Raw genomic sequence first — 12987 nt, 5'->3', positions numbered from 1 at the left:
GTCATCCAAATGTTTCACAATGTCGGAAACTTTTGCCTGCTGGTATGACCCTCTTCTGATCTCGCGCTGAGCCGATGCCAATTGTTGAGCCAGATCCTCTGCTTCCAAGAGACTACGTTCCTCTTCTTCCTCTGCACCGATAGACCCAAATCGTTCCAGCCGACGCTCATAGTCCCGCAGAGTGCGGACCCGCTGCCGACGTGTTTCCTGCAATTCCGTGGTATCGGTGAGGAACTGTTGAAATCGGCTGGCGACGGCGTTTAGAGTCCGTTCACAGGCGACCGCAGTGGATACGCTGCGTTTAAGGAGTGCGATCCATGCCAGCACATCGCCATAGTTGCGAGTGCGAAACGCTCGGCGTAGCTCGGGAGCAACAAGGTCTAGCAGGCCGCGCTGAAGATCAATGTAGGGAGTCTGTGTTGTAGCGTCGGGGCTCACGGGGACCGGGGTTACTATGCGGTCAGGAAACAGCGGTTTTTTCTTACCCGGTTGGTCTGGGTTATCCGTCAGCACATGCATCTTCAACCGGCGGACCACATGTGAACGATAGCGTTCGCCGCGCAGTGCTCCACGTCCATTGATCAGGGACGGATCGAGTAATTCGCAAAGAGATGAAAACGAACGGTCGTTTCCGTCGTGTGGCGTGGCAGTTAGAAGGATCAGGGAGTCGCATCGACGCGCCAGAACCTCCGCCAAGTGACGCCGCTGGGAGTCGTCGCGCTCCTGCGCACTTCCCACGTCCATGCAATGATGGGCCTCATCGATGATGACCACGTCGTAGCTGGTACGTTCAAGTTGTTCAAGGATTCGTTCTTGCTTTAAGAAATCGACCGACACCAATCCCAGAGACACGTAGTCAAATGGATTCGATCCAAGTTCCGTGCTCCGGCGAATGTCTTCGAGTTTCTGGCGGTCGATTACCTCCAAACGCAAGCCGAATCGCTCCGACATTTCGACTTGCCATTGAGCCATGAGAGGCCCGGCTGGGGAAACGATCAGAATCCGATGCGCGAGCCGCCGTGCCACGAGTTCAGTGATAACGAGCCCAGCTTGGATTGTCTTGCCGAGTCCGACTCCGTCGGCCAGCAACAGTCGCACACGGCTCATGCGGATTGCGCGTAGCACTGGCACTAGCTGGTATGGCTCAATTCGCAATCGCCCCGGTTGCGCAGCCAACAGAGCTGTTGATCCGAGAGCCTGCTCAAGTAAGAAGGCTTGGTGATAAACCAGCCAGTTCGGCAAAGGTGCAGCTCGATCAGGCCGCAGTTCGTGTTGAACCGGGGAAATTTCCTCGAATGGACTGAGGACGTCGAACTCTTGCCCAAGGACGGCGTTCTCCAGTCCTCGAAGCCGATACATCGTCTGCGGACCAAAATGCTCGCTGGTGACAACTTCCCACCGCAGGCCGCGTGCGACGACTTCAGTGCCCGGCAGCAACGTCGCGGTCTGTGTCATGCGTGGCTCCGCAATTGTCCGACTTCGGACGGGGGGTCTCAACCGGTCGTTTTCCCTGAAGAAATCACCTGACTTCCGGGTGGCCCGCTGCCCTCGCGATTTATTGACTATCCCGTGCAACAATCATACTATTTGGTGATGGTGGCTGCAAGGAGGAACACCCCATGAGTTTCGGTAACCGGGTTCGCGAGCTACGACAGGCGAAGAATCTGACGCTTCGCGACTTGGCGAAGGAGGTCAAAGTGACGTTCACTTACTTGAGCAATAACGAGAACCAGAATCTCTGGTTCAGCGAATTCTCCAGTGACGAGTTGATCGTTCGGCTGGCGGGCGTCCTTAACGCGGATCAGAATCAGTTGCTTCTGCTGGCAGAAAAGACCCCGACACATTTCGAATAAACAGTGCTCCAGTGCCCGGAAGTTATTCGAAAAAATTCGGAGTTGATATCACGATCATAATTCAATAACCAATTCATCAATAAACTTAACCCAGGCTTCCTATATTGCCTATACATCCATGCCTGAGAGGATCAGAGTAGATATTTATCCACATATTTTTGCAGTTTAAAGGCTTTTTTATTGTATTTTGAATAATATTAAATATTTTGAGATTTTGTTGGTTGACGTTTTGTCGCATTCTTGTTGAATCATACAAGAGCAAGTACTGTCATGACGTGACTTGCCGCACCTACAATTCATCGTATCGGAAACACCGAGCGCCTTCACTAAGCCCCCCAGGCTTAGAGTATGCGCTCGGTTTTTTTTTGGTCTTGAGGTAATTTTATGCATACTCTGAACGAGAGCTCTTCAGGCTTTGAATCTCAACAATTTCTTTCAATCGAAAAAGTTGCCCACCGCTATGACTGCTCCCAGCGACACATTCGGCGGATGGTAGATGCCGGGAGATTTCCCACACCGCAACGTCTAGGGAGGTTGTTGCGCTGGAGCAGCGATCAATTGGCAACTTGGGAGCAGGCGGGTTTCCCCCCTGTTCGTCGTGTGACCACCACCAGCGTCAAGGAGTAAGTTTCATGTACGATCAGACTAATTACCAGTCGGATTGGGGAAACGTTCAACTTTGCTCCGATTCATTGTTGGATCAGGTGTTAGACTACCCGTTGGATATTGTTAGGACGACGCAGAAGATATCTCAGATTGAGTTAAGGGAGCCCAATCTACATGTGCCTCCTACATTTCCGCATGGATGTCTTACAGATGATCCCAACATCAAGACATGTATGGAGTTTTTAGTTGCACTTTTCATGAAGGATGACTTGATACTTATTAGGCCTAATGAGACTTGGGAGGAAGGCGGGAAAAAGCAATCAAAAATTGATTTCAAGAGCGTCAGTCATTGCCGTCTCGATTACAGCAATATGGAATTATGCCTTATCATGCTTTTTCCAGATACTGAAAAGAAAATGACGAACCTGTACTTTGGGGTTTGTCCACGATATGGAGATAAATCGCAATATGATTTGGCTTGGCAAATCCGCACGGTTCGGACGCTTTGGATGGACATCGATCACATAACTTATGGGGATGCCCTCAAGGCAGTAAACAATGCCAAATTGCCCCCACCGTCGGTAGCGGTGAACTCTGGAAATGGTGTACATTTTTATTGGTTGCTAGACGAACCTTACTTGATTGACGATGCAGGCCCACCACCTGCGGTACTGAAGGGGTGGAATCGTGGACCACAAGGTAATAAGCCATTTCAATATATAGTAGAAGATGGCGAAAAGATTCTCCTGAAAAGCCGCCCAAATCTTACTAAACTCAGTCCCAAAGCCCATCATATTCAGAACGTGCTTAAGGGTATGGCTAAAGCCAGTGGTGGGGACTGTGTGAGCGATCTTTCGCGTTTGCTGCGTTTGCCTGGTTCATACAATCGCAAGAACCAACGCAATGGACGAACGCCAGTAATGACTGAATTACTCCAATGCAATCCGAATCAGCGGTATTCATTCTCGGACTTTGAGGCGTTTGCACAAATAGTGCCGACAGCCGGAGAGGCGACCGACCTGAGCAAAATCATACTTCCGCCACCACGTAAACCGTCAACGAAACAGAAGGGGAAATTTGCAGATTTGCTCAATTATTGCATTTTGGCAACCCCAGGGAATCGTTCCGAAGCTGATTTTGCTTTGTGTTGTTTTGCAATTAAAGCGGGAATGGAGAAACTATCGGCATGGGAGGAAGTGAAGGGCGTTAGCAAATTTGCTGAACGCGGGTTCTCGTACTTTGAATTGACTTGGAGCAACGCTGAAACAGCATGCCGTTTGGAAATCATAAATAAGTACAACCTGCAGGCAGTGCCAGCATGCGAAACGGATGAGGGGAGGGATGAATGTGAACAAGTACAGCACGCAAAAGAGGGGGGGCACGAGAGCGCAGGGGGGGGGCAGGAGCTGCCTATAATTTTTATTGAAGAAGAATCAAGCAGTGTCAGAACTACGTTAGCTGCCATTACCGACCGAATGCTGGAGTCGAAAGAGTGCTATACTCGATCTGAGAAATTGGTAGTCATTCGTGAAGGATCGATTGTATTTGTGAATAGTGCCAGCGAGTTAGCCGGGCTGATGAATGAATATGTAGAATTTGTCTACCAAATTGTCTCTGAAAAATCGAACAAGTCAGAGTACAAACCGCTGACTGCCAACTACGCGAATACTTGGCTTAAAAAGCACAGTGAACTGGGGCGATTGCCAAAAATACGGCTCTTCACCAGAATGCCGACATTTACAAAGGATTGGCGGTTGGTTGAACCCGGTTATGATGTAGAATCGGGCTTCTACTACTCGGGAAAAGCAATCCAAGCACTTTCAGGCACAACTCATTTGGATGAACTTTTGAGTGAATTTTGCTTTAAGACCAATGGGGATCGCACAAATTACATTGCGATGCTGCTAACGGGGGTGTTAATGTCGCAATTCATAGGTTCCAAGCCTGCCGTATTATTCAATGGCAACCAGCCAGGACTAGGCAAAACTATACTGGCTCAAATTATTTCAATTTTGCGCGATGGCAAACGTGCCGACACGGTAACTTACAACCCCAATGACGAGGAATTTGAAAAGCGACTGGGGGCTGTTGTGCGATCTGGTTCCACGACAGTCATCATCGATAATGCCAAGCTATCAAGGAGCCGTGCCAGTATTGATTCACCTTGTCTGGAACGCTCGATTACTGATAGCCAGCTATCTTTTCGTTTACTGGGGAAATCCGAACAAATCCGCACTGAGAACTCGCTTATTTTTTGCATAACCGCGAATTCACAGGAAGTGAGCACGGACTTGGCAACTAGATGCGTGGTAGTCAATTTGGAATATGAAGGTGATCCCCGTCATAGAAGTTTTAAGCAGCATGATCCCGAATCTTATGCCTTGCAGTATCGTGCCGAGATTATTGGCGAATTGTTGGGCATGGTCAATCTTTGGAAGGATGGTGGAATGCAAATGGCAAATGTTAATTCTCGCTTTAACAAACAGGGTTGGGGAAAGATTGTAGGGGGGATCTTGGAGGCTAACAATCAATTGGACTTTTTGAGAAATACGGATTCCACATTCGAGCAACTTGACGAAACACGACGGGGATTTAGCGAGCTCGTCGAGTGCATGCTAGAAAACGAGAAAGAATTTTGGACTGCGGGGGAATTGGTCGATTTGTGCGCAAGTAGGCAACTCTTGCTTGTTGAATTGGGGACAAAATCGCAGCGTTCTAAAAGCACAAAGATGGGGAATATATGCATTAGATACGTGAATACTAAATTTAAAGTACATGGCCAGGAATTCATATTCATTCGATCAACTCAACGACAAGGTTCTGTCTACCAAATCCTACGAATAAGCGAGAATGCGAACCTGCTACAGAATGCTGAACCTTTGCAAGACCTAGAATCCCAATAGGTTCAGCGACGTAAGTTGTTTACTGGCAATGTGATACATAGGTTTGCTGAACGTTGCAATACGTTTAGCTCAACACCTGCCTATGGGAAAGAAGAGCTTGCTCTTTTTTCCCACCTGAGATTTGCAAGGGGTTTGGGCAACATTAGGTTCGCAGGTACAGCACAGCAGCCCCCCAAATGCAACATGTAAATAATCAGTTGTTTGAAAACGGTTTAGATGACTTGATGATGCACTCTTGTATAAACTGCAAAGTCAACAGCAATCAGAACCGAATATTGAGTAATTTTACACATCACAGAGAATTTCAATCATGGGTAGCATCTACCGCAAACGCGTGACAAAGCCATTGCCAATGGGAGCTGAGTTCTCTTTCCGTAAAACCCGGAAGGGAACGGAAAAAGTCGCCCGTTGGAAAAACTCCAAGGGAAAACCGTGCTCCGCCCCCGTTCAGATCGGCAAAGACGGCAGCGAACGCGTGCTATTAATTTCCTCAACCTATACCGCCAAATACCGAGACGCCCAGGGGACTATACGGGAAGTTCCCACCGGTTGCCGGACCGAAGAAGCCGCCCGAGCGGTTCTGGCCCAGTTGCAGGAACGGGCCGACCGTGTGAGATCGGGCTTGCGAAGCCGAGCCGAAGACGCTGTTGTCGATCATTTGGCCGTACCTTTGCAGGCCCACCTCGACAGCTATTTGGCCCACCAGACTGCCAAGCAAGTCAGCAAAGCCCGGATTAAGAACAACCGCAGCCAATTGAGCCGAATCCAAGCGGAATGCGACTGGAAATCCTTAGCTGATTTAAAAGGCACCGATTTGGAACGCTGGCTGACCACCCAGCGAACCTCTGGCATGGGTGCGGCCACCTTGAACGGTTACCGTGAAGCATGGGTTGCTTTTGCCAATTGGGCGGTATTGGAATCCCGGCTATTGAGCAATCCATTTACCCGAGTCCCCAAAGCCGACGTCAAAGCCGATCCCCGCCGGAAACGACGATCCCTGACAGAGCAAGAGCTAATTCGACTGCTGGAAGTTGCCCGCACTCGCCCTTTGAACGAGGCTAAGACCGTTCGCCGAGGAAAACGAATTGGTAAAACACTTGCCAATTTGTCGGATAGCAGTCGCATTCGCTTGGAAAGACTGGGCCGCGAGCGAGCGTTGATTTATAAGACGTTAGTTTTAACGGGACTACGTAAAGGCGAATTGGCCTCGTTAACCGTCGGACAATTACACTTGGATACCGGCTTACCCTATCTGGAGTTGAGTGCGGCGGATGAGAAGAATCGCAATGGGTCGCAAATCCCCCTACGAGAGGACTTGGCGGCTGATTTGGCCAGCTGGGTTCAAGAACTTCGGGAAAAACACGAGCAAAAGGCCAATCGTGCAAAAAATGCAAATTGCTTGCCATTCCAGCCGACCCCCCCGATTAGTGAATTGCCAGCGAACACTCCCTTGCTGAATGTGCCAGCGGGCTTGGTGCGAATCCTTGACCGCGATTTGGTGGCTGCTGGATTGGCCCGCTGGGTCAAGATTAACGGCAAACGAAGTATCGACAAACGGGACGAGCGGGGCCGCACGATTGACGTGCATGCTTTGCGGCACACGTTTGGCACGCTGCTCAGCAAGGGAGGAGTCGCTCCGCGTACCGCCCAGGCCGCCATGCGACATTCGAGCATCGATTTGACGATGAACGTTTACACCGATCCCAAGCTCCTCGACGTGCAGGGAGCACTCGACGCCCTGCCAGCCTTGCCGCTCACTTCCCCGCCAGTGCAGCAAAATCAGAACTTGGCAACGGGAACGGACGGTTTTACCCCGCACAGTGAACACCCGTCCAAATTCGGTTGCACCCCGGTTGCACCCACGGCAGGCCAAATGAGTCCAAAACTGTCACCTGCTGTCAATTTGGGTAGTTTGACCGCTGGGAATGAGAATCTAACGGATATCGCCGTAAGTGGCATAACTGTCAACGAGATACGGCCGTTGTCACATACTGACAACGGCCGTCATAAAGTCGGAGCGACAGGATTTGAACCTGCGACCTCTACGTCCCGAACGTAGCGCTCTAGCCAGGCTGAGCTACGCTCCGTTGATGGCAATGCGATCTTTTATGCCATATTGTCACTATACTGGTGACTTTTCGGCGAAATTGACTTACCCACCCTAGGGCAATTCATGATTCACCAGCCGAAAGCGATGCATCCCTCCCCGCACGACTCGGATTTATCCGGGCGAATCTTTCAAACCCCGGAAAGCAAGTGCCCGCCTGCAGTTGCGGCCTGGGAATACCTATTCTTAAATTAATTTAACACAATTCTCCCAGCGGGGGAATGGGACAATTGGCCCCTCGATCGCAAATTTGGGCGAGCAGTGGTCGCATTCAATGACGCGGGAGCCACCCTGATAGTTCGCTGGGACTGCCCAGAATAACATAATTTGTAGCAAAGCAATCGACATGTGAATGAGATTTCACAAGTTAAAGCACACAATTCCTAAAAAATTCCTTAATATGTGCCTTGTCGAGTTAGGGATTCGAAGGATTCTCAGGACCCCGTTTTTGGATCTGCTTGCATTGAATATTTTTGGCATTACGGATATCGACCAGGAGGATGATTATGGGCAACTCGCGCTAGCTTCCACCTGGGTAATCTTAAGCCCTCAACTTCACGATCAATTGATCCAAAGTTACTTTGAGCGCGCTGGGTCCCCCGACATACCCATAATCAAGGCAAATGTGTCTGCCATACAACTCCTTGTTTCTTTGATAATTCACTCGCGGGGCAAACGTGTTGAGATCCTCCAAATCCCGCAAGTCGATCCCTAATCGGCTTTCCCCATGAGTGGCGTCTACTTGCACATCAGTGATGTTGTAGTAAGGAATTTGGAGGATAACCCTATCCTGCATCTTCCACCGTTCCACGATTTGCAATCGATCCTTGCCTAATATGACCCGTCGCTTAAGCCATAGTAGCCAAAAGAAGTAGATGTTGAATGCAAAATAAACTACGGTAAGAATTATTAAAATTGTGGCAATTGGGCTTGTGCGAATGATTCGTTCAAGGGTTATGGACCTGCCGAGTTGATGGTTATCCAAAACCGTAAAAGGCAAACAGATGAAAAAGCCCAGAAACGCGAGAACTACCAGTAAACCCAAACTTTTCGCCCAGGAACGATGAAACACTATTCCCTGGCTGACAACAGGTGGGGGCGCAGTTGACATGGAATCATTTTATTAAATCGAGAAGTTTGCCGGTGCCACGATTATAACATACCTAGAGCGAGGGCAGGCATAGTACTGGTGTAATACTGGCTTGACGTTTTTGATACCGATGAAGGCGAGTTCCGGGACAGCGCCGGTAAAATGTGATCGTGAATGAAAAGTCTATTGGCGGCTGGTCCCATCCTGCCGCGGCATTATTGATATGCTGGCTCCTTTTACTCCCACTCGATTGTCGCCGGCGGTTTGCTGCTAATGTCGTACACCACGCGATTGATTCCCTGCACTTCATTGATGATCCGCGTGCTAATCCGGGCCAGCACGTCGTACGGCAAGCGACTCCAATCCGCCGTCATAAAATCCTCTGTCTCAACCGCCCGCACCGCCAGCGTGTCCTCGTAGGTCCGCGCGTCGCCCATCACGCCCACGCTTTGGACCGGTAGCAGCACGGCGAACACCTGCGCGGTCCGGCGATACAGCTTGGCGGCCTTGATTTCCTCAATCACGATCGCGTCGGCTTCGCGTAGCTTATTTAGGCGGGTCTGGGTCACTTCGCCTAAACAGCGGACCGCCAGTCCCGGACCGGGAAACGGATGCCGCCAGACAATCTCGTCCGGCAGGCCCAGTTGCGTGCCGAGCCGCCGCACTTCGTCCTTAAAGAGGTCCCGCAGCGGCTCAATCAATTCAAAGCCTAGCACTTCGGGCAAGCCGCCGACATTATGATGCAGCTTGATGGTCGCCGCGGGTCCATCGATCGCCGCGCCACTTTCGATCACATCGGGATAAAGCGTCCCTTGGGCCAAAAATTTTACACCGGAGATTTGGGCCGCCTCGGCCTGAAAGCAATCGATAAACGCCCGTCCAATTCGGCGGCGCTTTTCCTGGGGATCGGTCACGCCCGCCAACCGGCTTAAAAATAATTCCTCCGCCTCCACAACGTGCAAATCCGTCTTAAAATGCGTGGTAAATTCACGGATGACCGCGGCGGCCTCGTTTTTACGCAAGAGGCCGTTATCGACCAAAATGCATGATAAACGCGGGCCGATGGCCTGGGCCAACAGCGCCGCGACCACCGCGGAATCAACGCCGCCGCTCAGTCCACAAATCACACGGCTATCGCCCACGCGTTGTTGCAATTGCTTGATGGTTCGCGTCGCAAAATCCTCCAGCCGCCATTGACCGGTGCAACCGCAGACGCGAGCGAGAAAATTTGCCAGGATTTCCGTTCCACGGGGGGTGTGCGTGACTTCGGGATGAAACTGCAGGCCATAGATCGGCCGCTGGCGGTGTTTGACAGCGGTGATGGGGCAAGTGGCGGTGCGGGCGAGGGGGACAAAGTCGTCGCTGACACGGCTGACTTGATCGCCATGACTCATCCAGACTTCCATTTCCGACGGAAATCCGTGTAGCAGATCCTCCGCCAGGACAATCTGGCAAACGGCCCGCCCATACTCCCGGGCGGGGGCGCTTTCCACGCGGCCTCCCAGCACATCGCACAGCAGTTGCATGCCGTAACAAATGCCCAGGACGGGAATGCCCAGGTCAAAAATAGCGGGGTCGATACGGGGCGCGCCGGGTTCGTACACGCTCATCGGTCCGCCACTAAGGATGATTCCCCGCGGGGCCAGCTCGTGCACGCGGGCCGCGGGAAGGTCGTGGCGGACAATCTCGCAATAGACGTGCTGTTCACGCACGCGGCGGGCGATTAACTGGGCCAGTTGCGAACCAAAGTCAAAGACCAAAATCCGTTCGGCCTGATCGGGAGCGACGGAGGAAGAAAGCGGGTCAAGAATCGGAGTGGCCATAGGGATGCGGCAAACGAGAATTTCAACCAATTCGGCATTTTACGCCAAAGGCGTCGCCGTAGCTAGGAGGTCGCGCCTGAAAGCCGGGGAAGATTCCACACCACAACGACTGGATACACGGGCAAATATTCGCCTTACCCAGATTGTTGCCAATCACAAAGGAGCCACATTCGCTGAAATCCATTGAGAGCCGCAAGCAATGCCGGTAAAATCAGGGTTTAGCGATTCCGCAAGAATTTTTTACAACTTTAAGATACCCCTTCCATGGCTTTGCAAATATTACTTACCAATGATGACGGCATCTACGCCCCGGGGTTGCTCGCGCTTGAGCGAGCGTTACAGCCGCTGGGGGATATATGCCTGTGCGCGCCCGCGACGGAACAAAGCGGGGTAGGGCACTCCATTACGTTTCTGACTCCCTTGACGGCCAAGGAGGTCTTTGATGGTCCGCGCCGCCGCGGCTGGGCGGTGGATGGCAGCCCCGCCGATTGTGTCAAACTGGGAGTCTATGAGTTTTCGCCACGCCGCCCCGATCTGGTCGTGAGCGGCATCAATGGCGGCCTGAACGCCGGCATTAATGTGCTGTATTCGGGAACGGTGGCCGCCGCGATTGAAGGGGCGTTTTATGGCATCACCAGCATCGCCGTCTCATTGGAATACGATGAACACGCGCAATTCGACCGCGCCGCCGCCGTCGCGGTGCGCCTGATAAAAAATATCTTGGACCAAAAACCCGCCACCCCGGAACTATTCAATATCAATCTCCCCACGGCGGCGCTGACTGACTATCGCGGCGTTCGCGTGGTCCCGATGGGCGTGCAGCGGTACGGCGAAACCTTTGAAAAACGCTTTGATCCCAAGGGGCGACCCTACTTTTGGGCGGCGAACGAGACCGCCCCGCCCCCCGCCACGCACGAAACCGACATCACGGCCCTGGCCGCTGGTTATGTCACCGTGACACCGCTGCACTTTGAATTGACCAAATCAGCAATGTGCGATGTGATGCGTGATTGGCAATGGGCGTGAGGTAGTGGGCGGGACGCGGGATGCTAGGGAGCGGAGGAGCAGGGGGGCGGTGGAGCAGGGGGGCAGGGGTGCGGAAATGCAAAGAATTTAACTCCACTACTCCATTCCTCCAACATCCGTTTATAACGATCGTAACAAGTAACTTTTTTGTGGATTTTTGGCTGCCAGGAGAGAAATTTTCCGCTGGCAATTATACTAAAACTTGCACTTTGCAAACAAAGGATCAGGTCATGCCCCGTCACGTTTGGCCGCTATTTGTGGGAATTTTGGCAATTTTGCCCCTCTGCCTCGGATGCGAAGGGAGCCGCCGCACGGGAACGCCCTTCGCCGCCCCGGATCCAAAATCAGCCAAGCCGCCGGAACAAGCCACCTACAAAGGAGGCTACGAACAAAGCTCGGTCAATCCCGACCTGCCGGGGGCCGTGGTCCCGACAGCAACCACCACCGAAGAAACTCCAATGGACATGGGCGAGACCCCGCCTCCCCTGCCTTCATCCACCTTGCCAGAGGATGTGTTGGCCAAACTGGATAAGCTGAAAGAAGAACTGGGCATCGGCGCGCCGGTGCTCCTGCCAAACGAAGTTAAGAAAGTGGTGTCGGAAGACGCGTTCACGGCTTTACACGAAAAATCAACGGGGGCCTTGGAAACTTTTACCAACCAAATCGGGAATGCCGACACCAAGACCCGACTGATGAATGTGCAAAAAAAGATCAAAGCCTATCGAGCGGAAAAAGGGAGAGCGCCGCGCACGGTAAAGGAATTTGCCAAAACCCTGACAGAAGACTCAATCACGCTCCCGGAATTGGCCCCTGGTGAGTATTACGTTTACGACCCAAAGCTAGCCGCTAAAGAAGCCAACGACGAGAATCTGGATTACCTGGTAGTGGTCCGGCCATAGGCAATGAAAAATTGAGAATTAAAAATGAAGAATTGTGAAAGGCATTCGGCATTTTGAATTCCACTTTCCACACTTCTCCAGAGACGGCTTATTGAGGGTCTAATTCCGCCACAAGCAGTTTCAAAAAACTTACTCCCCCTACTCCATCACTTCACTCCTCCAACCTCCCCGCTCCACTCCCCATGATTCGCACCTTGATCGCAGCCTTGTTCCTTTCCTTTGCTTGCGCGGCATCCGCGCCAGCGGCGGACTGGTTTTATCACCGTTCGTACTATTCGCATAATCCCGTCGTCCCGGTCCAGGTGGGCCAACCGCGGCCGGTGGGGGGGCCGATGTTCACGCGCTACACGGGTGAATACTTTAATAGCGGCTTACGCCAAGTGCGCAATACCATCCGTGTCGGCAACACCATCGATACTTACCAGGAATGGGATAGCTGGTATCAGCATCGGGGACAGTTCTAGCATTCGGGCAATTAAAAATGAAGAATTAAAAATTTAAAATGAGATTTTTCATGCGGGGACTAGCCAAATTTGTGTTGTGGTTGAGAGGCGTATCACGACAAGCGGCTCGGGCAAGATCCTGCTAAGTGATGATTTTGCCCACGGGGGGGTGCATACGCGCCCCCGCCACTCGTCGGCGGAATACTTGCGTATTTCCTGCCGGAATACTTGCGTATT

Annotated in this window: 10 protein-coding genes and 1 tRNA gene; 5 read left to right on the top strand and 6 right to left on the bottom strand. The window is 51.8% G+C overall.

From position 1 onward, the window contains the following. Nucleotides 1-1455 (bottom strand): DEAD/DEAH box helicase family protein (locus SFX18_11955; GenBank protein MDX1963862.1); only part of this gene is annotated, 1455 nt, incomplete at its 3' end. A gap of 164 nt (nucleotides 1456-1619) precedes the next feature. Here SFX18_11955 and SFX18_11950 point away from each other — a divergent pair. Continuing rightward, nucleotides 1620-1853: a helix-turn-helix transcriptional regulator gene (locus SFX18_11950; protein ID MDX1963861.1), complete on the top strand. Its 234-nt coding sequence runs from the start codon at nucleotides 1620-1622 to the stop codon at nucleotides 1851-1853. Between the two features lie 632 nt (nucleotides 1854-2485). Continuing rightward, complete coding sequence (locus SFX18_11945; protein MDX1963860.1) at nucleotides 2486-5362, top strand: hypothetical protein; 2877 nt, start codon at nucleotides 2486-2488, stop codon at nucleotides 5360-5362. 490 nt (nucleotides 5363-5852) lie between these two features. Here SFX18_11945 and SFX18_11940 read toward each other — a convergent pair whose 3' ends face one another. From SFX18_11940 to guaA, 5 genes are all read right to left on the bottom strand, one after another. Beyond that, nucleotides 5853-6131, bottom strand: a complete 279-nt coding sequence (locus tag SFX18_11940; protein ID MDX1963859.1) for a hypothetical protein — start codon at nucleotides 6129-6131, stop codon at nucleotides 5853-5855. Nucleotides 6132-6665: 534 nt separating this feature from the next. Further along, complete coding sequence (locus SFX18_11935) at nucleotides 6666-6950, bottom strand: hypothetical protein (GenBank protein MDX1963858.1); 285 nt, start codon at nucleotides 6948-6950, stop codon at nucleotides 6666-6668. Between the two features lie 424 nt (nucleotides 6951-7374). Next, a tRNA-Pro gene (locus tag SFX18_11930) sits at nucleotides 7375-7449 on the bottom strand. Nucleotides 7450-8010: 561 nt separating this feature from the next. Beyond that, on the bottom strand, nucleotides 8011-8580 hold the full coding sequence (locus tag SFX18_11925; protein MDX1963857.1) for a hypothetical protein: 570 nt from the start codon (nucleotides 8578-8580) through the stop codon (nucleotides 8011-8013). A 215-nt stretch (nucleotides 8581-8795) separates the two neighbouring features. After that, nucleotides 8796-10382: a glutamine-hydrolyzing GMP synthase gene (gene guaA / locus SFX18_11920; GenBank protein MDX1963856.1), complete on the bottom strand. Its 1587-nt coding sequence runs from the start codon at nucleotides 10380-10382 to the stop codon at nucleotides 8796-8798. A 264-nt stretch (nucleotides 10383-10646) separates the two neighbouring features. Here guaA and surE point away from each other — a divergent pair, with 264 nt between their 5' ends. The 3 genes from surE to SFX18_11905 all read left to right on the top strand — a co-directional run bounded on the left by surE (nucleotide 10647) and on the right by SFX18_11905 (nucleotide 12771). Beyond that, nucleotides 10647-11408, top strand: a complete 762-nt coding sequence (surE, locus tag SFX18_11915) for a 5'/3'-nucleotidase SurE (protein ID MDX1963855.1) — start codon at nucleotides 10647-10649, stop codon at nucleotides 11406-11408. A gap of 230 nt (nucleotides 11409-11638) precedes the next feature. Next, entirely contained in the window at nucleotides 11639-12307 is a 669-nt protein-coding gene (locus SFX18_11910; protein ID MDX1963854.1) for a hypothetical protein, read from the top strand. Nucleotides 12308-12489: 182 nt separating this feature from the next. Beyond that, on the top strand, nucleotides 12490-12771 hold the full coding sequence (locus tag SFX18_11905) for a hypothetical protein (protein MDX1963853.1): 282 nt from the start codon (nucleotides 12490-12492) through the stop codon (nucleotides 12769-12771). Nucleotides 12772-12987: the final 216 nt, after the last annotated feature.

This window comes from Pirellulales bacterium, from assembly GCA_033762255.1.
In the GTDB taxonomy this organism is placed as follows: domain Bacteria; phylum Planctomycetota; class Planctomycetia; order Pirellulales; family JALHPA01; genus JANRLT01.
The sequence above is the reverse complement of the archived record's forward strand: the minus strand, read 5'-3'. Positions and strand labels throughout refer to the sequence as shown.

Coding starts and splice junctions, on each gene's coding strand:
- SFX18_11950 (MDX1963861.1), top strand. CDS start 1,620: ATGAGTTTCGGTAACCGGGTTCGCGAGCTACGACAGGCGAAGAATCTG.
- SFX18_11945 (MDX1963860.1), top strand. CDS start 2,486: ATGTACGATCAGACTAATTACCAGTCGGATTGGGGAAACGTTCAACTT.
- SFX18_11935 (MDX1963858.1), bottom strand. CDS start 6,950: ATGCACGTCAATCGTGCGGCCCCGCTCGTCCCGTTTGTCGATACTTCG.
- SFX18_11925 (MDX1963857.1), bottom strand. CDS start 8,580: ATGTCAACTGCGCCCCCACCTGTTGTCAGCCAGGGAATAGTGTTTCAT.
- guaA (MDX1963856.1), bottom strand. CDS start 10,382: ATGGCCACTCCGATTCTTGACCCGCTTTCTTCCTCCGTCGCTCCCGAT.
- surE (MDX1963855.1), top strand. CDS start 10,647: ATGGCTTTGCAAATATTACTTACCAATGATGACGGCATCTACGCCCCG.
- SFX18_11910 (MDX1963854.1), top strand. CDS start 11,639: ATGCCCCGTCACGTTTGGCCGCTATTTGTGGGAATTTTGGCAATTTTG.
- SFX18_11905 (MDX1963853.1), top strand. CDS start 12,490: ATGATTCGCACCTTGATCGCAGCCTTGTTCCTTTCCTTTGCTTGCGCG.